Origin of the sequence: Gilliamella sp. W8126 (genome assembly GCF_016102185.1) — a bacterium.
Taxonomy (GTDB): domain Bacteria; phylum Pseudomonadota; class Gammaproteobacteria; order Enterobacterales; family Orbaceae; genus Gilliamella; species Gilliamella apis_A.
The window spans coordinates 232,656-256,374 of sequence record NZ_JACFPE010000003.1 but is presented as its reverse complement, the minus strand read 5'-3'; the positions used below and the strand labels follow the sequence as shown (position 1 = coordinate 256,374).

20 protein-coding genes are annotated in these 23,719 nt (G+C 34.4%); 10 read left to right on the top strand and 10 right to left on the bottom strand.

All coding sequences use genetic code 11. From position 1 onward, the window contains the following. Window positions 1-3: 3 nt before the first annotated feature. Window positions 4-621, bottom strand: coding sequence for a TfoX/Sxy family DNA transformation protein (locus H3S74_RS08255; RefSeq protein ID WP_198201626.1), 618 nt, complete (start codon window positions 619-621; stop codon window positions 4-6). A 337-nt stretch (window positions 622-958) separates the two neighbouring features. On the opposite strand from H3S74_RS08255, the gene H3S74_RS08250 reads away from it, so the two are divergent. After that, window positions 959-1,600 carry a hypothetical protein gene (locus tag H3S74_RS08250; protein ID WP_198201627.1) on the top strand — a complete coding sequence of 214 codons (642 nt, stop codon included), beginning with the start codon at window positions 959-961 and terminating at the stop codon, window positions 1,598-1,600. On the opposite strand, the gene glnB is transcribed toward H3S74_RS08250, so the two are convergent. Both glnB and H3S74_RS08240 read right to left on the bottom strand, forming a co-directional pair. Then, entirely contained in the window at window positions 1,593-1,931 is a 339-nt protein-coding gene (glnB, locus tag H3S74_RS08245) for a nitrogen regulatory protein P-II (protein WP_065577823.1), read from the bottom strand. The genes H3S74_RS08250 and glnB overlap by 8 nt on opposite strands. Window positions 1,932-1,954: 23 nt before the next feature. Then, a complete protein-coding gene (locus H3S74_RS08240; RefSeq protein WP_366940001.1) occupies window positions 1,955-3,562 on the bottom strand; it encodes an NAD+ synthase in 1,608 nt (535 codons plus the stop codon). A 113-nt stretch (window positions 3,563-3,675) separates the two neighbouring features. Here H3S74_RS08240 and aroB point away from each other — a divergent pair, with 113 nt between their 5' ends. Together aroB and H3S74_RS08230 are read left to right on the top strand one after the other, a co-directional pair. After that, window positions 3,676-4,755 carry a 3-dehydroquinate synthase gene (gene aroB / locus H3S74_RS08235; protein ID WP_110447030.1) on the top strand — a complete coding sequence of 360 codons (1,080 nt, stop codon included), beginning with the start codon at window positions 3,676-3,678 and terminating at the stop codon, window positions 4,753-4,755. Window positions 4,756-5,013: 258 nt separating this feature from the next. Continuing rightward, entirely contained in the window at window positions 5,014-6,093 is a 1,080-nt protein-coding gene (locus H3S74_RS08230; RefSeq protein ID WP_110447029.1) for a 3-deoxy-7-phosphoheptulonate synthase, read from the top strand. 60 nt (window positions 6,094-6,153) lie between these two features. Here H3S74_RS08230 and purL read toward each other — a convergent pair whose 3' ends face one another. From purL to H3S74_RS08210, 4 genes are all read right to left on the bottom strand, one after another. Beyond that, on the bottom strand, window positions 6,154-10,056 hold the full coding sequence (gene purL, locus H3S74_RS08225) for a phosphoribosylformylglycinamidine synthase (protein ID WP_198247651.1): 3,903 nt from the start codon (window positions 10,054-10,056) through the stop codon (window positions 6,154-6,156). A 372-nt stretch (window positions 10,057-10,428) separates the two neighbouring features. Beyond that, window positions 10,429-12,105: a glutamine--tRNA ligase gene (gene glnS, locus H3S74_RS08220; protein WP_198247650.1), complete on the bottom strand. Its 1,677-nt coding sequence runs from the start codon at window positions 12,103-12,105 to the stop codon at window positions 10,429-10,431. 206 nt (window positions 12,106-12,311) lie between these two features. Beyond that, window positions 12,312-13,655, bottom strand: a complete 1,344-nt coding sequence (locus tag H3S74_RS08215; protein WP_198247649.1) for an ATP-binding protein — start codon at window positions 13,653-13,655, stop codon at window positions 12,312-12,314. Then, the gene (locus H3S74_RS08210; protein WP_198247648.1) at window positions 13,652-14,380 is read right to left on the bottom strand and encodes a response regulator transcription factor; all 729 of its coding nucleotides are present in this window, start codon (window positions 14,378-14,380) and stop codon (window positions 13,652-13,654) included. The genes H3S74_RS08215 and H3S74_RS08210 overlap by 4 nt, the downstream gene beginning before the upstream one ends. Window positions 14,381-14,541: 161 nt before the next feature. On the opposite strand from H3S74_RS08210, the gene H3S74_RS08205 reads away from it, so the two are divergent. Genes H3S74_RS08205 through H3S74_RS08190 form a run of 4 tightly spaced genes read left to right on the top strand, consistent with a single transcriptional unit; the run spans window position 14,542 to window position 16,870 of the window. Further along, window positions 14,542-15,270, top strand: coding sequence for an MtnX-like HAD-IB family phosphatase (locus tag H3S74_RS08205; protein ID WP_110447025.1), 729 nt, complete (start codon window positions 14,542-14,544; stop codon window positions 15,268-15,270). A 10-nt stretch (window positions 15,271-15,280) separates the two neighbouring features. Then, complete coding sequence (locus H3S74_RS08200; RefSeq protein ID WP_198247647.1) at window positions 15,281-16,114, top strand: carboxylesterase; 834 nt, start codon at window positions 15,281-15,283, stop codon at window positions 16,112-16,114. Beyond that, complete coding sequence (locus H3S74_RS08195; protein ID WP_034901884.1) at window positions 16,114-16,470, top strand: EamA family transporter; 357 nt, start codon at window positions 16,114-16,116, stop codon at window positions 16,468-16,470. Before H3S74_RS08200 ends, H3S74_RS08195 begins: the two co-directional genes overlap by 1 nt. 1 nt (window position 16,471) lies before the next feature. Next, window positions 16,472-16,870 (top strand): multidrug efflux SMR transporter, encoded by a 399-nt coding sequence (locus H3S74_RS08190; RefSeq protein WP_110447024.1) that lies wholly within the window; start codon window positions 16,472-16,474, stop codon window positions 16,868-16,870. A 57-nt stretch (window positions 16,871-16,927) separates the two neighbouring features. On the opposite strand, the gene H3S74_RS08185 is transcribed toward H3S74_RS08190, so the two are convergent. The 3 genes from H3S74_RS08185 to H3S74_RS08175 all read right to left on the bottom strand — a co-directional run bounded on the left by H3S74_RS08185 (window position 16,928) and on the right by H3S74_RS08175 (window position 20,329). Next, window positions 16,928-17,800 carry an arginase family protein gene (locus H3S74_RS08185; protein ID WP_198247646.1) on the bottom strand — a complete coding sequence of 291 codons (873 nt, stop codon included), beginning with the start codon at window positions 17,798-17,800 and terminating at the stop codon, window positions 16,928-16,930. Then, window positions 17,797-18,846 carry a GNAT family N-acetyltransferase gene (locus H3S74_RS08180; protein ID WP_110447022.1) on the bottom strand — a complete coding sequence of 350 codons (1,050 nt, stop codon included), beginning with the start codon at window positions 18,844-18,846 and terminating at the stop codon, window positions 17,797-17,799. The genes H3S74_RS08185 and H3S74_RS08180 overlap by 4 nt, the downstream gene beginning before the upstream one ends. A gap of 73 nt (window positions 18,847-18,919) precedes the next feature. After that, window positions 18,920-20,329: an aspartate aminotransferase family protein gene (locus H3S74_RS08175; protein ID WP_232354876.1), complete on the bottom strand. Its 1,410-nt coding sequence runs from the start codon at window positions 20,327-20,329 to the stop codon at window positions 18,920-18,922. Window positions 20,330-20,496: 167 nt separating this feature from the next. Here H3S74_RS08175 and H3S74_RS08170 point away from each other — a divergent pair, with 167 nt between their 5' ends. The 3 genes from H3S74_RS08170 to ompA all read left to right on the top strand — a co-directional run bounded on the left by H3S74_RS08170 (window position 20,497) and on the right by ompA (window position 23,567). Beyond that, window positions 20,497-21,246: a MipA/OmpV family protein gene (locus H3S74_RS08170; protein WP_198247645.1), complete on the top strand. Its 750-nt coding sequence runs from the start codon at window positions 20,497-20,499 to the stop codon at window positions 21,244-21,246. A 119-nt stretch (window positions 21,247-21,365) separates the two neighbouring features. Further along, entirely contained in the window at window positions 21,366-22,274 is a 909-nt protein-coding gene (locus H3S74_RS08165; protein ID WP_110447019.1) for a recombination-associated protein RdgC, read from the top strand. 189 nt (window positions 22,275-22,463) lie between these two features. Beyond that, on the top strand, window positions 22,464-23,567 hold the full coding sequence (ompA, locus tag H3S74_RS08160) for a porin OmpA (protein WP_198247644.1): 1,104 nt from the start codon (window positions 22,464-22,466) through the stop codon (window positions 23,565-23,567). Window positions 23,568-23,719: the final 152 nt, after the last annotated feature.

The following is a 23,719-nucleotide window of genomic DNA, read 5'->3' as shown; positions in this document are numbered from 1 at the left end:
CAACTAATCAATATGTTGCTTAGTTTGCAAAAACTCCTGATAAGCTAATTTTATTTCTTTTTTTAATTCTTGAGATAATAATGCCATATGTTGGCCAGATAATGCGCCATATAACCCAAATAAAATATTAAGCGAAAGTTTCGGATTCTTATGCTTAATTCGGTAATAAGTTTCCAAATAACCTATTCTTTTAAAGCTCTGAATATCAGTAATATCAACACTTATCATTAGTTTTTCTAAGGATACCGTCATATTCGGTAACGCTTTTAAACGATTTTGTGTTTTTGCTAATTTTTCGTTTTGATCTTGTTTAGCATACTCAATAACTATTTTCACAATATCATGTAACTTCTTACGATCTGTCAACAGATCGTCACCAACTTTATAATAATCAAGTAATTTATTTGAACCATCAAAAACTAAATTAAGAGGCTTCATCCCTAGATCAATAAAAAGAGATCGATAATTAGGATGAGCTCTTAAATAAAAATTTTTTTGATCAACCCACCCAAACATAGTTGACTCACTATTAAGACTAAATCCGCCAAAAAACGATCTTATCGAAACGTCTTTAAAACCAGAAAACTCTTGTTTTATTTTTTCCGCTAATTTTCTACGCATAATAAGTTCCTTTTTAACTTACTCGTTTAAGTAATTTTAGTGGGAGTGTTTTTATGTTAAACTATAGCAATTTCTTTGATATTTAAATGATTATTTGATATAAATTGATAAATATGGGATCTGTCTTCCATAAATGAACATTAATAATATTTATACTTGATTAATTATATTTTTTTGTTCTAAAAAATTATGACTTTTTTAATCGTTTAAATTTGCAGCATCTCTTAATATTTCTTTAAAAAAGAAAAGCTGTTTTTACATTGTTATTATGTTGTAATAATTATACAATCAATAATAGTTAATTTAATGGTAGATATTTTTGTCAAGATGAATCAACATGTTTAAAAACGTTTTTATATTACTGTTTTTGTTTCTTGCATCAACCGCATCAGCCGACAAATTAGCTCTGATAGAAGCATTAACATCTTGTAATCCTGATTTTTTTAAACATGTATATGATTACAAAGATGAGCTAAAAAATCACACTAACGTTGAAACTTTTAATCAGAACCAAGCCTATATTCCGGTTGAAAACCGTAGTGATCCGACAAAAAACTTCATCTATTTTCAAAGCCCTATCGCATATAAAAATCTTAAGCTTATTGGTTACTATGATAGTGCTATGGATTTAAAAAAAATGGGGAAATATTATTTTTGGGGTTTCATTATTGAAAATGATATCAACCAAATCCGCGATAGCTTAGATTTTTTAGAATGGAAAAATATGGAAGATAACCTACTCTATATCGCTAATCCAAAAATTCGAAGTATTAATGATGATATTCAAGTTTGGCATAAAAATACCGGCTCTGTTGTTGGTGTAAAAACAATTCCCGCACCAAATACAACTGAAAAATTATTATTAATTGAAAAAGGTGAGAATATGCATCTTTTGATTTGTTCAATTCAAGGCGTTGTTACTAATAATCTACTTAAGCAAGAACGCCCTGATATTTATGCAAATAAAGTTATTAAATAGCCGATTCATCCATCTCGCCAGTACGAATACGAATCACCTGTTCTACGTTATAAACGAATATTTTACCATCACCAATTTTACCTGTTTGCGCTGTTTTCATGATAGTTTCAATACAGGTTTCTAAAATATCATCAGGTACAACAAGTTCTATTTTTACTTTAGGTAAAAAATCAACCATATATTCTGCACCACGATAAAGTTCAGTATGTCCTTTTTGACGGCCAAAACCTTTCACTTCAGTCACTGTCATACCTGTAATACCTTGATCAGCGAGTGCTTCTCGAATATCATCTAATTTAAAAGGTTTGATGATTGCCTCAATTTTTTTCATATCTCTTTACCCTTAATTCGAGATTACCAATTCTTAAATCCAAAAGCAGAAGTAATTGGATAGCGTCTGCCTTTACCAAAGTTACGAGCAGTAATTTTTGGACCTACTGCTGATTGTCGTCTTTTATATTCATTAATATCAACTAATCTAATAACACGTCTTATTGTCTCTTCATCATAACCTTGTGCAACTAGTTGTTCAATCGAAAAATCCTGTTCAACATAACCCTTTAATATTCCATCTAAAATATCATAAGGTGGTAAGCTGTCTTCATCTTTTTGATCTGGAGCAAGCTCAGCTGATGGCGGGCGAGTAATCACACGTTCTGGAATAACATAAGAGCGACTATTTCGATATTTAGACAATGCAAATACCATAGTTTTAGGTACATCTTTAAGTACATCAAAACCACCAGCCATATCACCATAAAGTGTTGCATATCCGACAGACATTTCACTTTTATTACCTGTTGTTAATACTAGCCTACGACGTTTATTTGACAAAGCCATTAAAATAACACCCCGACAACGTGCTTGTAAGTTTTCTTCGGTAGTATCTTTTGCTGTACCTAAAAACATCGGTGTTAAAGAGGTCATAAAGGCATCAAACATCGGTTCAATTGAAATAATATCAAATTCAACCCCCAATATTTCCGCCTCTTCCTTTGCATCAGCGATACTAATATCAGCCGTATAACGAAATGGCATCATAACAGCCTGTACTTTATCTTTACCCAACGCATCAACCGCAATAGCTAAAGTTAACGCTGAATCAATACCACCTGATAACCCTAATACCGCACCTTGGAAACCATTTTTAGTAATATAATCACGCGTTGCAAGTACTAACGCATCATAAACAGCCGCTAATGGATCGTCTTTAAGGCTAGGTATTGGTTTATAATTATCATTGAGCAGAAAAATAGAAATTTGCTCTTCAAACGAATTTAATCGATGGACGATATCACCCTTCTCGTTACAGACAAATGAACTACCATCAAAAACAAGCTCATCTTGACCACCAATTTGATTCACATACACAATTGGTAATCCGGTTCTTACTGCATGTTGTTTAATAAGTTCTTGACGATACTGCGGTTTTTCATAAGCATACGGTGAAGCATTAATCGAAATAACCAAGTCGGCACTGTTTGCTGCAATTCGATCAATCGGTTCACATTGCCAAAGATCTTCACAGATTAATAAGCCAACTTTTTTACCTTTAAAATCAACCACACAAGTTTGCTCACCAGCAGCAAAATAGCGTTTTTCATCAAATACATCATAATTAGGTAATTGCTGTTTGTGATAACACGCTAATTGTTGTCCATCGAAAAATAGTGACAATGAGTTATAAACCAAACCATTTTGCCAATGAGGATGACCAACAATTACTCCACATTGTCGACTAGCTTGTTTGATGGCCGATAGCGCTTGTTGGCAACGATTTTTAAAGTCATCACGATAAATTAGATCTTCTGGAGGATAACCACAAATTGCAAGTTCAGAGAAAATAATAAGATCATGAGATGAATGGCGTTGCATCAATTCAATGATTTGCTGAGTATTACCTTCAATATCACCTACACGCCAATTTTTTTGTGCTAATACGAAAGATAAGGACATATAAATTCAACATTACAGATAAAAATTGGCAGTAAGTTTAAATGATTCTAAGTTGCGCTGCCACTTTTTTATCGTTAACATGCAATATTAAATTGGCATAAACTTGTTGGGAAATAATTATGCAAAAGATCCTAAATGTAGCATTAGAAAATCGCAGTTACCCTATTACTATTGGCGAAAACTTACTTAGTCAATTCGAACATTTCAAACTACACAGCGGCCAGCGAGTACTTATTGCCACAAATGACACAATTGCTCCGCTTTATCTACAGCATTTGATAGATATGTTTGAAGCTCATGGGATAAAAACAGATTTTGTTATAGTCCCTGATGGTGAACAATATAAAACCATGGAAACATGGAATCAAATTCTAACCGCTCTACTTGCCAACAATCATACTCGAAATAGCATCCTTATAGCGTTAGGTGGAGGTGTTATTGGTGATGTCGCTGGTTTTGCTGCTTCAGCTTATCAACGAGGAATTAAATTTATACAAGTACCAACAACATTATTATCACAAGTAGATTCATCCGTTGGAGGAAAAACAGCTATTAATCATCCTCTTGGTAAAAATATGATTGGTGCATTTTATCAACCACAAGCTGTTGTCATTGATATTAATTGTCTTAAAACTCTGCCACCACGAGAGCTTTCAGCCGGTTTGGCCGAAGTAATTAAATATGGCATCATTATGGATTCTGAGTTTTTTAATTGGTTAGAAACACATATCGATGATCTACTTAATTTAGATGTAGATGCCTTGAGTTATTGTATTTATCACTGCTGTAAACTAAAAGCACAAGTCGTTGCTGCCGATGAAACAGAACAAGACATGCGCGCTATTTTGAATCTTGGTCATACTTATGGTCACGCTATTGAAGCGGAACTCGGCTATGGTAATTGGTTACATGGTGAAGCAGTTAGTGTTGGTATGTTAATGGCGGCACAAACAGCTAAATTACTTGGTAAGTTAACAGATAAAGATATTCAACGAATAAAAAATTTATTAATTAAAGCTAAACTACCAGTTAAAAGACCGGAACAAATGACAATTGAATCCTATATTCCACATATGCTACGAGATAAAAAAGTTCTGTCAGGACAAATTAGATTGGTCTTACCAACTAAAATAGGTGCAGTTGAAGTCATTGATGTTGTAGATAAACAATTGATATTAGAAGCAATCTCATCTATTTAAATTCTTCTTTTTTACATAACCTGCCATATTCAATATACGGATGCATACAATTCTCTCACCGCATCCGTATATATTTATTTACATTCATGCAAGTTTAATCATGAATTCTTGTAAACATTAATTTACATGCCATCAATTAATCTAACAATATGTTAATTTTTTATTTACTATTCCGTAATTTTGTGTTTACATATTGCCTGTTTATGTAATTAATATTTTACATATAAAAATATGAATGATTTTAACAAGGAAAACCAAATGTTAAAAGACACACTAAATAATGTTCGAATCAGAGATGAGCATATGTTAATCACACCAGAAGAAATAAAAAAACTTTATCCATTATCATCTGAATTAGAAAATCAAATTGCTTCATCCCGACAAACCATTGTTGATATTTTAGAACGTCGAGATCACCGATTACTTATAGTTTGTGGTCCTTGTTCTATTCATGATCCTGATGCAGCTATTGAATATGCACATAAACTAAAAAAACTTTCTGATGAAGTGAAAGATAACTTATTTATTGTTATGCGAGTTTATTTTGAAAAACCAAGAACTACTGTTGGTTGGAAAGGTATGATTAATGACCCGCATATGGATAGCTCGTTTGATATTGAACATGGCTTAAAAAAAGCACGTAAATTGTTACTTGATATCACTAAGATTGGATTACCAATTGCAACAGAAGCATTAGATCCAAACACACCGCAATACATTGGTGATTTAATTAGCTGGTCAGCTATTGGAGCGAGAACAACTGAATCACAAACCCATCGAGAAATGGCTTCTGGACTATCAATGCCTGTTGGTTTCAAAAATGGTACAGATGGAAGTTTAGACGTAGCAATTAATGCAATGAAATCAGCTTCAATGGCGCATCGATTTGTTGGTATTAATCAAAAAGGGCAAGTTACAGTATTACAAACTTTAGGTAATCCGCACGGTCACGTGATTCTAAGAGGCGGAAAAACACCTAATTATGATGCTGAAAATGTTGCTTTATGTGAACAGCAAATGGATAAGGCTAAATTAGTCCCTAACTTAATGATAGATTGTAGTCATGCTAATTCCAACAAAGATTACCGCAATCAACCTATCGTTGCAGACTCGATTATTGAGCAAATTAAGCAAGGCAATAACTCAATTATTGGAGTAATGATAGAGAGTAATTTATTTGAAGGTAATCAATCATCTGAACAACCAAAAGAAAATTTCAAATATGGAGTATCCGTTACTGATGCTTGTATTAACTTTGAAACGACTGAGCAATTATTGCGAAGAATGGATAGTGATTTAGCTAAACCACTACTTAGTCGACAAAAGCAGACTATCTAAATTTAGCCTATTTTCTATAACAGTAAGTAAATTCGCCGACCAATGGTCGGCGAATTTTTTTTAACCGAGTTGTTTACGTGCATTACGGAAAATTCGCATCCACGGGCTATCTTCTCCCCAATTATCAGGGTGCCATGAGTTGGTTACGGTTCTAAATACTCGTTCAGGATGTGGCATCATGATTGTTGCACGCCCATCATTAGATGTTACCGCAGTAATACCGTTTGGCGATCCATTTGGATTAGCAGGATACACTTCTGTCACTTGACCAAAGTGGTTAATATAACGTGCGGCAACCAAACCTGAATTTTCTAAATTAGTTAAATGCGCTAAATCATAGGTTTCAACTTGACCTTCACCATGTGAAACAGCAATCGGCATATGCGATCCAGCCATATCAGTAAAAAGTAATGAAGGGCTAGACTGAATTTGAACTAGACTAAATCGAGCCTCAAAACGTTCCGATACATTACGAACAAAACGAGGCCATAACTCAGCACCAGGTATCAGTTCTTTTAAATTCGACATCATCTGGCAGCCATTACAAACACCTAACGATAAAGTATCATTGCGCTGGAAGAATTGCTCAAACTCATGACGAACCTGTTCATTAAATAAAATAGACTTAGCCCAACCTTCACCGGCCCCTAATACATCGCCATAAGAAAAACCGCCACAAGCAACTAAAGTATTAAATTGATTCAAAGTCACTTGACCTGATAATAAATCCGTCATATGAACATCAATTGACTCAAAACCTGCTCGAGCAAATGCTGCTGCCATTTCAACATGTGAATTGACACCTTGTTCACGTAAAACTGCAACCTTAGGCTTCACGCCTTTGACTATGTAAGGTGCAGCAATATCTTGCGCAATATCAAAAGTAAGATGAACACTTAAACCTGGATCTTCATCATTTTGCTTAGCTTGGTGTTCTTGATCTGCACATTGTGGGTTATCACGTAAGCGTTGCATCTGCCAAGTGGTTTCTGCCCACCATGTTCTTAATGTCAATCGCGATTCGCTATACACCACAGCGCTATTATTACGAATAATAAATTGCTGTCCTGTTTTAGCTATTCCTAATGTATGAATCGCTTGAGATAAACCAAACTGCTTAAAGCATGTCATGACTTTTTCTAAATCACTATTACGAATTTGAATAACTGCGCCGAGTTCTTCATTAAATAGTGAGGCAATAACATCGCTACCAAGTGAATTAATATCAATATCTATACCACAATGTCCTGCAAATGCCATTTCTGCTAAGGTTACCAATAAACCACCATCAGAACGATCGTGGTAAGCAAGTAAGGTATTTTGCACAACTAAACTTTGGATGGCCTGATAAAAAGCGGCTAATTCTTTAGCATCATGAACATCAGCTGTTCTTTGTCCTAGATGACGATAAACTTGTGCTAATGCTGTTGCCCCTAATGCTTGATGACCTTTAGATAAATCAATAAATAGTAATAGATTATCCTCATCTGTACAAAGTTGTGGGGTAACTGTTTTACGCACATCTTCAACTCGAGCAAATGCGGAAATCACCAATGATAACGGTGAAGTTACCGTTTTTTGTTCACCATCTTGTTGCCATGTTGTTTTCATTGACATAGAGTCTTTACCAACCGGAATGGCTAATCCTAAAGCAGGACATAACTCTTCACCAATGGCTTTAACAGCTTGATAAAGACCAGCATCTTCACCAGGATGACCAGCTGCAGCCATCCAGTTAGCTGAAAGCTTAATACGTTTAATGTCGCCAATATTTGTCGCAGCAATATTGGTAATTGCTTCACCAACCGCTAATCTAGCTGATGCCGCAAAATTAAGCAGGGCAACAGGAGCTCGTTCCCCCATTGACATGGCTTCACCGTAATAACTGTCTAAACTTGCTGTTGTCACTGCGCAATCGGCAACCGGCACTTGCCAAGGTCCTACCATCTGATCACGAGCAACCATACCTGTTACCGAACGATCACCAATGGTAATTAAGAAAGTTTTTTCCGCCACAACTGGCAAATGTAATACTCGTTTTACCGCATCATATAAATTGATATCGGATGTTGAAAAATGATCACCTTGTGCTTGGCTAGTTTTAACATCTCGTAACATTTTTGGCGTTTTACCCAATAGCACATCTAACGGTAAATCTATTGGATTATTATTAAAATGTTCATCATGTAACACGACTGCTTTATTAATTGTAGCTTCACCAATTACTGCATAAGGTGTACGTTCACGCTTACAAAGTTCATCAAACAATTCTAAGCTTTCTGGATGAATAGCCAGTACATAGCGCTCTTGTGATTCATTACACCAAATTTCTAACGGTGACATACCTGGTTCGTCACTTAATATTTTGCGCAATTCAAATTGACCGCCACAACCACCATCACTAACTAGTTCAGGCATCGCATTGGACAAACCACCAGCACCAACATCATGAATAAATAAAATTGGGTTTTTATCACCAAGTTGCCAACAACGATCTATTACTTCTTGGCAACGACGCTCCATTTCTGGGTTATCACGTTGAACTGAAGCAAAATCAAGATCTGCATCTGATTGTCCTGATGTCATAGATGAGGCAGCACCACCACCTAAACCAATATTCATGGCAGGCCCACCTAATACAATTAATTTGGAGCCGATAGGAAATTCACCTTTTTGAATATGTTCACGACGAATATTGCCCATACCACCAGCTAACATAATCGGTTTGTGGTATCCTCTGACTTCATCGCCGTTATAACTGTTTACTTTCTCTTCATAAGTACGAAAATAACCAAGTAAAGCTGGACGACCAAATTCATTATTAAATGCTGCACCACCTAAGGGCCCATCCATCATAATGTCAAACGCACTAACAATTCGATCGGGTTTACCAAAATCTTGTTCCCAAGGCTGTTCAAAATTTGGAATTCGTAAGTTCGAAACAGAAAAACCAACTAATCCTGCTTTTGGTTTAGCTCCTTTTCCTGTCGCTCCTTCATCTCGAATTTCACCGCCACTACCGGTTGCCGCACCTGGCCAAGGTGATATTGCCGTTGGGTGATTATGGGTTTCCACCTTCATTAAAATATCAGCATATTCCTGATGATAATCATAACTTCGACTATCATAATCAGCAAAGAATCGTCCAACTTTCGAACCATCCATAACAGCGGCATTATCCTTATAAGCGGATGACACATAATCAGGCGTATGTTCAAAAGTATTTTTGATCATTTTAAATAATGATTTTGGTTGTTTAACACCATCAATAATCCAATCAGCATTAAATATTTTATGACGACAATGTTCAGAGTTTGCTTGACCAAACATATAAAGCTCAATGTCAGTCGGATTACGGTTTAATTTTTGAAAATTCTCAACCAAATAGTCAATTTCATCTGGTGCTAAAGCCAAACCTAATTTTAGATTAGCTTCCTCTAATGCTTGACGACCTTGTCCTAACAAATCAATAATTGTTACTGGTTTGGGTTGGTCAGCCTTAAATAATTGTTCTGCTTGCTCAAAACTGTTTAATACGGTCTCCATCATTCGGTCATGTATCAATCCTAAAAAAGTATTTTTTTGACAATCAGTTAACAGAGAACTAGCTTGCACATAATAAGCAATACCTCGTTCTATTCGATGGATTTTTGATAATCCACAATTATGTGCAATATCAGTAGCTTTAGATGACCATGGCGAAATAGTACCTTCGCGTGGAGTAACTAAAAAGAGTATTTTACTGGTTTTATCTTCGACATTTATTTGCGCACTTTTGGGACCATATTGTAACAACTTATCTAAGGTTAATTGTTGTTGAACAGTTAATTCATCACTTAAATCAATAAAGTGAATGTATTGGGCTTCAATATTTGTTATAGGGATAGATTGTTCACGACAAGAGGATAAAATTTTATTAATACGAAATGCAGATAGAGCAGAAGAACCAGCTAAAATTTTCATGCTAAGAGTACTCTTTTTAAGCCAAAATAGGAAAAAAATAGAACAACATTATAAAATAAACTGAACAAAGAGGCTATCTTAAAAATCATAATATAATGTAATTAAAGAATTTTGAGGAAAGGGGTTTTTTAATGTTCAATTCGGCTTTTTATGATTATTTAAAACACTACAATTTTTTAAAATAAATCTTTAATGTTTATTATTAAATTAAGAAAATTTTTAATTACAATCTGTTAGTAATCATTATTATTGAGGATTATATTCATACTGCAAAAGTAAGCCAAACTAAGCTTCTGACGATGATATCAATAAAAATATTAAGTAGAGTGGATTAAATCAATACGCCAACCAAAGTTGGCGTATTGATTATGATTAAGCTTCGTTCCAACTGTCTCTTAATCCCACTGTTCGATTAAATACTAAATTATCTTCAGTGGCATATTTACTATCAAGACAAAAATAACCTTCACGTTCAAATTGATAAGCGTGTTCTGCTTCAGCTTTTTGCAAACTAGGCTCAACAAACCCATGTTTAATAATTAATGAATTTGGATTGATAGTTGATAAAAAGTCCTCTGCACTACCTGGATTTGGAGTATTAAATAGCCGATCATAAAGACGAATTTCAGCTGGCTTAGCAAATTTAGCTGACACCCAGTGAATAACGCCTTTAACTTTACGTCCATCTTCAGGATTTTTATTTAATGTAGCAGGATCATAACTACAATAAATAGTTTGAATATTACCGTCCGCATCTTTTTCAACACGCTCTGCTCGTATCACATAAGCATTACGCAAGCGAACTTCTTTTCCTAACACTAAACGCTTATAATTTTTATTTGCTTCTTCCCTAAAATCAGCTCGATCAATATAAATTTCACGCGTGAATGTCACTTCTCGATGACCTAATTCTGGGCGATTAGGGTGATTTGGCATGCTAAGTACTTCATCAAGTGTTTCCGAAAAGTTTTCAATGACAACTTTAACAGGATCAAGTACCGCCATTGCTCGTGGCGCATTTTCATTGAGATCTTCACGGATACAGAACTCGAGTGTACTCATTTCAACCGTATTTTCTTGTTTAGTTACACCAATTCGACGACAAAATTCACGAATTGATGCCGGTGTATAACCACGGCGACGCAGACCCGATACGGTAGGCATCCGAGGATCATTCCAACCGTCAACAATTTGTTCAGAAACTAACTGAGTTAATTTTCGTTTAGAAGTAATAGCATATTCAAGATTTAGTCTTGAAAACTCATACTGATGTGGTCGAGCTTCAATAGTAATATTATCTAAAACCCAATCGTACAAACGACGATTATCTTGAAACTCAAGTGTACAAAGTGAATGAGTTATATTTTCAATAGCATCCGAGATACAATGTGTAAAATCATACATTGGGTAAATACACCATTTATTGCCTGTTTGGTGATGCTCAGCAAATTTTATACGATATAATACGGGATCACGCATAACAATAAATGGCGATGCCATATTAATTTTTGCTCTTAAGCAGGCTTTACCTTCTGCAAATTTACCTTCTTTCATTTGAATGAATAATGCTAGGTTTTCTTCAATACTTCGATCACGATAAGGGCTATTTTTACCTGCTTGTGTTAATGTTCCACGATATTCGCGGATTTCATCAGCAGACAATTCATCAACATAAGCAAGACCTTTATTAATCAGTTCAATTGCATATTCATATAAACGGTCAAAATAGTCAGATGAGTAACAAATTTCACCATCCCATTGGAATCCTAACCAACGAACATCTTCTTTTATAGATTCAACGTATTCGATATCTTCTTTGGCTGGATTGGTATCATCAAAGCGTAAATTACATTTACCCTGATAATCTTGCGCAATTCCGAAATTTAAACAGATAGATTTTGCATGACCAATATGTAGATAGCCATTAGGTTCAGGTGGAAAACGGGTATGGGTTGTTTTATATTTTCCAGCCGCAAGATCTGCATCAATAATTTGACGTATAAAGTTAGTTGGACGAGTTTCGTTCTCTGCCGGTAATACACCGCTCATAAAAAACCTCTAATTATATATGTTTACTCATGACCAATTTAGAAATGAGATTTTTCACTTTTATCATTTTGAGCAAAGAATATAACAAATTTTTTGTTTTTTCGAAACGTTAAAACGAGAGTTTTAAGTTATCTGAAAAAATATTCTTATTCAAATCCATATCTTTCTTAATAGTTTTTAATTAAATTTTATAAAATCTAGATTGATTATTCATCACCTGATTTTATCGAAACCACAAATCTAGCACCCCCTAATGGGCTAGTCACCACGAATGCTTTACCGTCATGAAATTCAGCCATTAATTTTACATAAGCAAGCCCTAACCCATATCCGCCGGTTGAACGTGTGCGGCTAGTATCAAGTCGAGCAAAAGGCATAAAAATTTTTTCACGAGCATCAAAAGGAATACCAGTCCCATCATCATCAATCTCTAAAATCACTCGATGATCCTGTTTCGTGATATTCAACACAGCTTTATGTGTAGCATATTTAAACGCATTGAGTAGTAAATTTTTGACCATGGTTTCAACCAAATTAATATCAATTTTGGCTTCTACATCTTGACTATTACAAACTAGCTCAAACCCTTCTGGTTTAAATAGTGCTAATGATTGACAAACTTTTTCTCCCCACTCTTTCAACGATACATTAGTAAGATTTAATTCGATATTACTCTGCTGCATTTTGAAATAATTCAAACTGGCATTTATCAGCGTTTCAAGTTCATTAATATCATCGCTCATTCCTTTTTGCAGTAATGCTTTTTCATGCTCATCGCTGGACTCTTCAAGCATACTTAACTCAAATCGCATCCGTGCAAGTGGCGTACGTAGTTCATGAGCCATCGCATGTGAAATCGTTTGGTTGGTACTAACTAAATGTTCTATCTGAGTCCCCATGTTATTAAGTACATTAGCTAACGGTTTAAATAACCAACCTTTTACATTTTCAGTACGCGCTTTTAAATTTCCTTGTCCCAATTGCTCTGCGGTTTGGCGAATATTAACCAAATCTTTCCAAACGGCACTAAAAGCAAAATAGATTAAAATAAAAAAGATAATGGCACTAAACAAGGCCCAAATAATAAGAAATACACTCAACGACATAGTATTCGATTCTAATATATCTCGCATTAAAATCGGACCTAGTTGCAATAGATGCCCATCCTTTAAATCAATATAGACAACCTCGTCATCACCATCATAAGCAAAACCGAGTTTTTCTAACTCTTTTTCAACGGAATGAGACAAGATAGTCTGTTCTGGTAAAACTTTTATTGGATAACCAAAAGAAGGCTGCAATTCATTCACTACTTCTTGCAATGGACGTTGCTTATTTTCATCAATGTGTTTACGAATTAAGTTGACAGTTCCACGTTGTGATTCACGAAAAACAATATGATCATCAGGCATATCAGTCAATGACGAAGGCAATGAGTCGAATACCAATAATGCACCATAAGCAATAATACATTGTAATGAAAGCAAAATAACGAGATAAAAGACGATGCGGCGATTGAAGAATAGCGGTTTAGCTAATAATTGTTTCAATGGTTTTCCCCTTCACGCATAAATAAATAGCCTTTTCCACGCACGGTTTTAATCCGTGATGAGTTGTCAGGATCATCTAGTAATTTGCGCCGTAATCGAGAAATGCGCGCATCAATAGAACGATCGCTACCATCAAAATCAATACCTCTTACTTGAGAAAATATATCGTCTCGCGATAAAATCTTACCGGCGTTATTTGCTAATAACCAAAGTAAATCAAATTCTGCCGTAGTCAAATCGATATCTTCCCCATCTAATAACACTCTTCGATTTTCACCATCAATAACCAAATTATCAAAGACCAGAGTATTATTGTTAAACGAAGTTATTAGTTCCTTATAGCTTTCTTTATCAGTTTCGATCTGTTTTCGTCGCAACAATGCACGAATACGAGCAAGTAATAACCGCGGTTCTATAGGTTTAGCTAGATAATCATCTGCACCTAACTCTAAACCAACAATTTCATCAATATTGTCTTCACTCGCGGTCATAATCAGAATATAGTTTGTAAACCACGAACGTATATCTCGACATATATCAAATCCAGATTTTTCTGGCAGCATGACATCTAAAATAACTAAATCAGGATTGATCTGTTGTATTTTTTCTTCGGCACCTGCACCACTATTATGCCAATCAACCATATACCCCTGACGGATTAAATAAACTTGGATTAAATTGGCTAATCTTTCATCATCTTCGATGATTAATATACGTTCACTCATTTTCGGCTCTCTTTACCGTATAATGTGTACTTCAAAATACCTTATTATACAGGTAAATGAAGCCTCGTTACAAAAGATATACAAAGAGCCTACAAAGTTTACGACCGCTATATGAGAGAATTGGCGCCAATATCTATAACTAAGCAATTTTTTCGTTAACTATGAATACTTTTTCATCAATTACTAATCATCTTTTTCAGCCATCTTATACTCACCACCAAAACCCTATTATTTTATGTGATTTTGATGGCACAATTAGTGTTAAAGATGTTACTGATACTTTACTTAGTCAATTTGGTCAAGATGGTTGTGATGAACTTGAAGAGTTATGGGTTAGTGGCAAAATCGGCTCTCAAGAATGTATGAGTAAACAGATTGCATTAATGGATGCTAGCCTAGAGGAACTCAATCAAGCATTAGCAAAAATTGAAATTGATGATAATTTTAAAGCATTTATTGATTACACTGAAAAAAATCATATTCCAGTTCATGTAGTTAGTGACGGCTTAGATTATGCTATTCAGTTTGTGTTAAAACACCATGGTATTGAGAATTTACCTATTTATGCCAATAAGTTAATGCATAATAATCAACGAAGTTGGCGCCTGGAGTTCCCATTTGCCAATAAAAATTGTATTAAACAAAGCGGTAACTGCAAATGCAATCATGTTAAACAACAGCAACATTTTCCTCAGATACTGTATGTTGGTGATGGTACGTCCGATTTTTGCGTTTCTCATCATGTCGATCTTGTTTTCGCCAAAGATAAGTTGATTAATTATTGCGAAAAAAACAATATTAAACACAGTGCTATTGAGAGTTTTGCTGATGTAACCGCAGCATTAAAACAGATGCAACAAACACTAATTCCAGTCATGGCGGTAAAATAAAGGAATAATAATGAGTACAATTGAAGATTTATCTTATTTTTTATCTGGTAATAAAAATGGTGTGCTATTAATTCACGGTTTAACTGGTACACCAAATGAAATGCGTATTTTAGCCAATGGTTTACATAAAGCTGGATTTACTGTGTATGCAATACAGTTAGCGGGTCACTGTGGTACAGAAGCAGATCTATGTAAAACAACTTGGCAAGATTGGTATAAAAGTGTTCAAGATGGTGCTGATTATTTAGCTCAACATGTTGATAATCTGTTTGTCGCAGGTTTATCTATGGGCGCATTATTAGCGTTAAAATTAGCTGCCGATCGTCCCAATCAAGTGAAAGGTGTTGGTGTTTTAGCACCTACTTTTTCTTATGATGGCTGGAGCATGCCATTTTGGGCTAAAAAATTCTTCTTTTTATTAGTCTATTTCAAAAAACTTGGTATTTTTCAAAAAGTATCTTTTATTGAAAAACCACCTTATGGCCTTAAGGATGAGCGGATTCGGGCTGTTGTGTCTGAAAGCATGTTAAGTGGTGACGCCGCCTCTGCAGGACTGGCAGGTAACCCTTTCCCAGCTTTAGCTGAAATGCAGTTATTGGCTAAACATATGCGTCAGGAGTTACCTAAAGTTACCTCACCGTGTTTAATTATGCATTCAGGCAATGATGACATTGCCAATATTGAAACAAATGCAAAATTAGTTGAAAAACACGTTTCCGGCCCAAAACAGTTAATCGTATTAAATGATAGTTATCATTTAATTACCATTGATAGCCAACGCCGAGAAGTGATTAAAGAATGTGCTTCATTCTTTAATCATATTGTAGAAGGAAATCAAGCATAATGTCATCCTTAGTTATTTTTCTTTGGGTTAGTAATATCTGTTTTGATACTTTAGGACAAGTTGCCTTTAAATATGCTGCAATATCACCGACCAATCGAGATGGTTGGTATTACTGGTTGGATTTGGCTAAAAATCATTGGATTTGGGTAGGAATAGCATCTTACATTGCTGAATTTTTATTGTGGCTAGCCTTTTTAACTTTAGTGCCACTATCTCAAGGAGTATTACTGGCCTCATTTAATATTATTACTATTATGTTAGTTGGTCGAATTCTTTTCAAAGAATTACTCACTCTTTATCGCATTATTGGTATGTTATTAATAACTGCTGGTGTTATTTTTGTGGGAATGTCTTAATATGGCTAAGTTTTATTTGATTGGTTTTACCGTATTATTAATGTTTGATACCATTGCCCAGTGCAGCTTCAAATTGGCTGCTGAGCATGCACAACCTCTTGCGATGAGTGTTGAATGGATTATTAGGGTTTTTTCTGGCCATTGGATCTATGTATCAATTGCAGGTTATATTTTTACTTTCTTCACTTGGATGACTTTATTAAAAAAAGCGCCTGTCGGACCAGCTTTTGCGGCATCTCATTTCGAAGTCGTCACAGTAATGATTGCATCAGTTTGGTTATTTAATGAACCAATAACGTTATTTAAGTTAATTGGAACAATATTGATTGTTTCAGGAATTATGTTTCTGGCATTGGCGGAAAGTAAACTAACCAACAAAAACAGTCATAACAGTTATTAATCAAAACTAAAGTCAAGCCTAGCTGTATTTTATTAAAAGAATAATAGATTAATAATACTAAGCTTTTAAAGCGTTTAATAATGTTAAATTGAGTTGATGTTGTTCTTGTTGCCAACCATTTAAGTTCTCTAAGGATATTTCTGGTTGTTTATCTAATGAACTAACCAATCGTTTAAACCAACTTTTCGGTTGCCATATTGATAATTCACCTGTGATATCACTACCAATAATTCGTGGTTTAATTGAGGAAATAGTATCCAATAAGTGATAAGTTTGCAGTTTTCCTTGATCCCAATTAGTATGAATAACCTCTTCACTTAATACGTCTTTATCTATCGATAAATATATTGGTTTAGTATTACGATATTGTTCAGATAGAAACTGGGTAATCAAATCATCAGGCGAATCAAAATGACGAAAAGCTTGATTCAAGCCAATTTTTTTCGCCCAAGAAACATTGACATCTAAGCTCCAATAAGTCAATTTTTTATGAAATAGCGGTGACCATCTATTTTCCCAAAAATGCCATAATCCAATATCATTAGAAGTTATGCCTAACACATGAACATGACTTACGAACGGTAAACTTGCTACATAGCTCACCCATGAGCCACAGTGAACACCAAATAGATAACGCATATTGTCTGGATGATTATCAAAAATAATCACTTCAATTGGATTATCTGCTGAATATTGCTTAGCAAGTTGCTCAATTAGTAATAGCGAAATATGATGATAATCACCGCTCCCCATCAACACTGTGCCATAGTTTTCTGGTAATGATTGTTGTAATTGCATTTTAAATTTTTGGAAATTTTTTTCATTACAACCAAAGCGAATTACATCTTGCCACTGCGTGAAATCAATCGTTTTAGCGTCATTAATTTCACCTACGCTTTGATCAAAATTAAGGATAACCGGCAATGTCATGCTACTTTCTCCTTATCGGTTTCAAAATGGCCTATTAATTTACGTAAAATTAGTCTTAACAGAGGATTTCGAATATAAACTAGATGTTTGGTTAAAGTAAAACTAGCACCTAACGAAGCTTTAACTTCGGGATCTGTCCAACCTGCGACATAACTACTTAGTTTCTGTTGTAATGCATATTCAAGATTAACAAACCAGCTAACAAAATAGAGATTCAACTCCCGTGCCAGTGGATAAACCATACCAATATACTTATCAATTAGAACATTATTCACCACAAAACAGATGTTATAACCAATTAATTGGCCATTATAGTGATAAGTGAAAATACGCCCATTTGCTGCTTTACTTTGCAGTAATTGGATAAAAAATGGTTTGGTTAATAAATCAAAATGTATTTCACTTTGTTCATATACATTAAGATAAAGCTGATAATATAAATCAAGATTGGCGTCATCAAAAAAATAGTCATCACCAGTTTGTAAGATATTAATCTCTAATTTTTCACGAGATTTCAGCTTTCTTCTTAAATTCTTACGACGGCTATAGGATAATTTTGCCAAAAAGTCATTTATCGATTCGAAATCGATTGGAACCCACGCTAAAGCTTGTCCTTCAACTTCAATAAAACCGTTATCTTTTAATGACCCAATAACCTGTTTAGAATATTGATTATCCTGCTTACTTAGTAAAGGCGAATCGGAAGGTAAATCTTTCACAATAGTAAAAGGATATTTCTTTGCATACGCTGTTTTAACATTATCAGCTAATTGCTGTGCATTCACTTTATCAGTTAACAAACTGTATTCTGAAACTGTCGTTCCGACAAAACATGTTTTTGGTTGTAACCAATGTCGCCATTTGCTATAAAAAGGTAATTTATGAACTTTATTTTTAAAATCATCATCGGCAGTTGTGAGCAAATCAAACTTAGCAGAAAAAGCAGGTACACCATCTTCACTCATCCAGCTCGTAAATTCCTGTGGTGGATGAGAAATAAAATTATTGATTAGTTCATTTGGTTCTAGTTGATTGATATATCGCATAACTTTCTATAAAGGATCGGGTATAACTAGAATCCCGCTAACACATATTAGCGGGATTATTTTGCTTTAAGACTTAAAGTTCTTTTTTAGCTCGAGTAATTAATTGGTCAAGTAATTCAATACCTTGATCGATTTCTTGACGAGTAATATGTAATGAAGGAGCAAAAGTGATAACATTTTTATAATAACCACCAATATCAAGCACCAAGCCCATTTTATTACCTTTCCAGTCAAGATCACCTGACATACCAATATCAACCATTTTATCAACTAATGCTTTATTAGCTGTAAAACCGTCATCGGTACAAATCTCAGCACGTAGTGCAAGACCTAAGCCATCAACCTCACCAATTTCTTTATGTTTCTTCTCAAGTGTTTTTAATCCTTCAAGGAAGTATGCACCACTTTCCATCACCATTTTTTCGTAATCGGTTTCTGAAGTCATTTTTAATACTTCTAAGCCAACCGCAGTACCTAATGGATTTGAAGCAAAAGTTGAATGTGTTGAACCAACAGGAAATACTTCAGGATTAATTAACTCTTCACGAGCCCATAACCCACCTAGTGGATTTAAACCATTAGTTAATGCTTTGGCAAATACCACTACATCAGGTTTAACATCAAAGTGTTCGATTGACCATAGTTTACCAGTACGATAAAAGCCCATTTGGATTTCATCAACGACTAATAAAATACCATATTGATCTAAAACTTTTTTCAAACCTTTAAAGTAGTTACGAGGAGGGACAATATAACCGCCTGTTGCTTGTAAAGGTTCGGCATAGAAAGCAGCATATTCAGCTTGACCTACTTTAGGATCCCAAACACCGTGATATTCTGTTTCAAATAAACGAGCAAATTCAGCAACTAAATGTTCACCATACTCTTCTGAAGTCATTCCTTTAGGGCGACGGAATGGATATGGGAAAGGAACAAACATAGCACGATCACCAAAATGACCATAACGACGGCGATAACGATAACTTGAAGTAATTGATGATGCACCAAGAGTACGACCATGGTAACCACCTTGGAAAGCAAACATTAGTGATTTACCGCCGGTAGCATTACGCACTACTTTTAGTGAGTCTTCAATACATTGAGAACCACCAACATTAAAATGAACACGCCCTTGGTAACCGAATCGCTGTTCCATACCTTGAGCAATAGTTTTTGCTAATTCAATTTTAGTTGGATGAAGATACTGACTAGCACATTGTGGTAAAGTATCGATTTGTTTTTTAAGTACGTTATTTAGACGCTCATTAGCATAACCAAAGTTACAAGCTGAGTACCACATTTGTAAATCAAGAAAGGCTTTACCTTCTTTATCATACATGTAGCTACCTTCACAGCCATCAAAAATCTTCGGAGGTTCAACGTAATGCACGGTATCACCAAATGAGCAATATTTTGCTTCATCAGCTAATAATACTGCGTCGTCAGGGCGACTGTTAATCATTTCTTTAGTTGGTTTACTCATAATTTATCTCACTAATCCATATTCAAATATGACAAAATGTGGCATTATTATCGGAGAAAAGTGATTGTAACAATGTACAATTACTGTATAGATTTTGTGACGACGGACTTGAGATAAAGAAATCACAATAGCTCTCGTAAACCATATCACTATGAATAGGTATCAAAATGAAAAGAATAAGCTGTATAATTTCGCTATTATCAATGTGTTCTCTAGGATATACGCAAATTGTATCAGCAGAATCTACCTCATTGGGAATCGGTTTAGGTTGGTCAACTTCACCATATAAAAGTTATAGTTCAAACTACTATCCTATACCACACATTGATTATGACAATGGCTCGTTTTTTATTGATGATCTTTCTGCTGGGGTTTATGCCCTCAATGATGATAACCAAAGTCTATCCTTTGGCGCTCGCTATTTAGCTAATGAATTTAAACCTCACGATTCTAATAATCATAAACTAAAACAGCTCGATAGTCGCCATTCAACCCTACTAGCGGATATTGAATATTCACTTAATACCAATTGGGGGATTTTTTCTAGTAGTATTGGCACTGATATCCTTGATACTAGTAGTAGTATTTTAGTTAATGCTGATTATACTGTACCTTATATTGAAAATAATTTGATTGTTGCACCAACTATCGGTATAAATTGGGCAAATCGTAAACATAATGACTATTATTATGGAATCTCGCACAAAGAATCTGCACGTTCAGGCTTAGGTTATTTCAATGCTGATAGCTCTTTTACGCCTTACTTTGAAATTGCGGCTCAATATTCGTTAACAGATAATATTGCAACCTTTGGTGGAGTCCATATTGATAAACTAACAGGTGATGCAGCCGATAGCCCAATGGTTGATGATAGTACGGTAACATCTATTTATATGGGTGTATCTTATAAATTTTAAAGAATTTCTTATCAAATCTTATTACTAAGGCGATAATATATCATCGTCTATGAAATTTTTATTATAAATCGTTATGATAAAATAAACTTCGTAAAGCAAATATTTGGAAATATAACACTATGCTTTGGTTTAAAAACGCAATTATTTACCAACTTAATAATGACAATTTACTTGATAAACAAACTATTGAACAAGCGCTTAAATCGGCTTCATTTTCGCCGTGCGGTAATTTAGATACCACTAAGATGGGATGGGTATCGCCTTATAATGATAATAACTTAGATGATTTCATTATTGATATGCAAGGACATTTACTGTTACGGATTAAAAAAGAAACTAAAATATTACCAGCGCCAGTAATTAAACAAGCACTAATTGATAAAATTGACAAACAAGAGAAAGCATTAAGTCGAAAGCTCAGCAAAAATGAAAAAGCCACATTAAAAGATGAAGTGATGTTCGATTTAATGCCTAGAGCATTTAGTAAATATAACCATTATTGGTTATGGATCGATACTGAAAATAGAAGAATTATTATTGATTGTAGTAGTTTTAAACTAGCTGAAGATATTTTAGCAATTTTACGTAAAGAGCTTGGATCTTTAGCATTAACCCCATTATCAATCGATAAACCACTTGAAAAGATAATGACCAATTGGGTTAAAGAAAAGTTAAATTTTCCTCCTTTTATATTAGGTGATGAAGCTGAATTAAAAGATCCACTGGAAGGTAATGGAATTATTAACTGCAAAAACCAAGATATTACTAGCGACGAAATGTTAGTTCACTTAGATTCTGGTAAATGGGTAACCAAACTTAAAATTATTGATGAACGTGGTATCAATTTTATTATCAACCCAGACTTTACATTGAAAAAAGTAAAATTTGATTCTATTATAATGGACGAAAATGAAGATATTGGTTCTGATGAGTTTGATAAACGACTTGAAGCGGATTTTTACATTATGGCCAATACTTTATCTAACTCCATAAATGATTTATATATTACAGTTAATCAAATTGGTTAATGCAAATTAAAGTTATTTAATTTTTACAATGTAAGTTTATTCTATCTAGCTTTGCGCAATTTATGTGCTATAATTAAAGCTAGATTATGTGTAACATAATTATTAGTAATATCTATTTATAAGAAGTAAATTTAAACAATAAAATCAAATTAAACAACGTCTATAACAACAAATAAGTTGAGGCAAAAAATGAAAAAAACGACTCTAGCTCTAGCAATTGCAGTTGCAAGTTTAACCGCTACTGCCGCTAATGCAGCATATGAAGACAACACTTTTTATACAGGTGCTAAATTAGGTTGGTCTGAGCTTTATAACTTAGATGCAAATAAAGTTCGTGCTTTTGATAAAGAAGAAGCTGGAATCAAAACTTCTAATAGAAGTAACATCGCTGGCGGTGCATTCTTAGGTTTCCAAGCTAATCCTTATTTAGCATTTGAACTAGGTTATGATTGGTTAGGTTCAGCAAAATATAAAAGAAATTATCGTTATGATAGTGATTCTAAAGCAGGAAACAGTAAAGTTTCTGCTCAAGGTGTTTCTTTAACTGGTAAATTAAGCTATCCATTATCATTTATCTCTGACGATTTAGATATCTATGGCCGCGCGGGTGGAATGGTAACTATTGCTAAATGGAAAAATGGTGGTGATGTTAAAGAAGAATACGGTAAAGGCGGAACAAAAACTGATTTATCGCCTGTTTATGCTTTAGGCCTTGATTATCGTTTTGACGAAAACTTCTCAACTCGTTTAGAATATCAATATGTTCAACATATTCATACTAAAACTGATGCATCTCCAGACGCAGGTACTGTGAGCTTGGGTATCACTTACCGTTTAGGTTCACCAGCGGTTGCAGCTCCAGTTGAAATCAAAACTGAAGTAAATCGCTATGTTTTAAATGAAGATGTATTATTTGCTTATGCAAAAGCTGACTTAAAAGCAGAAGGGCGCCAAGCGCTTGATAACTTATTAGCAACGCTTGTTAAAATTAATCCATCTGAAAGTGCTATCGTAGTAATTGGTCATACTGACCGTATTGGTTCTGATAACTATAACCAAAAACTATCAGAACGTCGTGCCCACACTGTATTAAACTATTTAGTACAAAAAGGTGTGCCAGCTGAAATTATCACTTCACGTGGTATGGGTAAATCACAACCAGTTACTGGTACTAAATGTAATGCACTTCGTGGCGCTGACTTAAAAGCATGTTTAGCACCAGATCGTCGTGTTGAAATTGAAGTTAAAGCACGTAACGTTCAAGAAGTTCAAGTAATTGATCAAACAAAATAATAATTGTTGATTAGTGATATCTGTTAAAACCCAGCTTAAAGCTGGGTTTTTTATTTATACCTTTTGTTAATTAATAAATTATATCTTGCTTTTAAGCTATAAATTATCCACAAAAAAGATTATAATCAATAAAATATTGTTAGTATCCTAGT

Excerpts from the sequence above, each read along its gene's own strand:
- H3S74_RS08230 (WP_110447029.1), top strand. The coding sequence starts at position 5,014 with ATGTTAAAAGACACACTAAATAATGTTCGAATCAGAGATGAGCATATG.
- ompA (WP_198247644.1), top strand. The coding sequence starts at position 22,464 with ATGAAAAAAACGACTCTAGCTCTAGCAATTGCAGTTGCAAGTTTAACC.
- H3S74_RS08185 (WP_198247646.1), bottom strand. The coding sequence starts at position 17,800 with ATGACATTGCCGGTTATCCTTAATTTTGATCAAAGCGTAGGTGAAATT.
- glnS (WP_198247650.1), bottom strand. The coding sequence starts at position 12,105 with ATGAGCGGTGTATTACCGGCAGAGAACGAAACTCGTCCAACTAACTTT.
- H3S74_RS08250 (WP_198201627.1), top strand. The coding sequence starts at position 959 with ATGTTTAAAAACGTTTTTATATTACTGTTTTTGTTTCTTGCATCAACC.
- glnB (WP_065577823.1), bottom strand. The coding sequence starts at position 1,931 with ATGAAAAAAATTGAGGCAATCATCAAACCTTTTAAATTAGATGATATT.
- purL (WP_198247651.1), bottom strand. The coding sequence starts at position 10,056 with ATGAAAATTTTAGCTGGTTCTTCTGCTCTATCTGCATTTCGTATTAAT.
- H3S74_RS08175 (WP_232354876.1), bottom strand. The coding sequence starts at position 20,329 with ATGAGTAAACCAACTAAAGAAATGATTAACAGTCGCCCTGACGACGCA.
- H3S74_RS08255 (WP_198201626.1), bottom strand. The coding sequence starts at position 621 with ATGCGTAGAAAATTAGCGGAAAAAATAAAACAAGAGTTTTCTGGTTTT.
- H3S74_RS08165 (WP_110447019.1), top strand. The coding sequence starts at position 21,366 with ATGCTTTGGTTTAAAAACGCAATTATTTACCAACTTAATAATGACAAT.
- H3S74_RS08180 (WP_110447022.1), bottom strand. The coding sequence starts at position 18,846 with ATGCGATATATCAATCAACTAGAACCAAATGAACTAATCAATAATTTT.
- H3S74_RS08205 (WP_110447025.1), top strand. The coding sequence starts at position 14,542 with ATGAATACTTTTTCATCAATTACTAATCATCTTTTTCAGCCATCTTAT.
- aroB (WP_110447030.1), top strand. The coding sequence starts at position 3,676 with ATGCAAAAGATCCTAAATGTAGCATTAGAAAATCGCAGTTACCCTATT.
- H3S74_RS08195 (WP_034901884.1), top strand. The coding sequence starts at position 16,114 with ATGTCATCCTTAGTTATTTTTCTTTGGGTTAGTAATATCTGTTTTGAT.
- H3S74_RS08170 (WP_198247645.1), top strand. The coding sequence starts at position 20,497 with ATGAAAAGAATAAGCTGTATAATTTCGCTATTATCAATGTGTTCTCTA.
- H3S74_RS08190 (WP_110447024.1), top strand. The coding sequence starts at position 16,472 with ATGGCTAAGTTTTATTTGATTGGTTTTACCGTATTATTAATGTTTGAT.
- H3S74_RS08200 (WP_198247647.1), top strand. The coding sequence starts at position 15,281 with ATGAGTACAATTGAAGATTTATCTTATTTTTTATCTGGTAATAAAAAT.
- H3S74_RS08210 (WP_198247648.1), bottom strand. The coding sequence starts at position 14,380 with ATGAGTGAACGTATATTAATCATCGAAGATGATGAAAGATTAGCCAAT.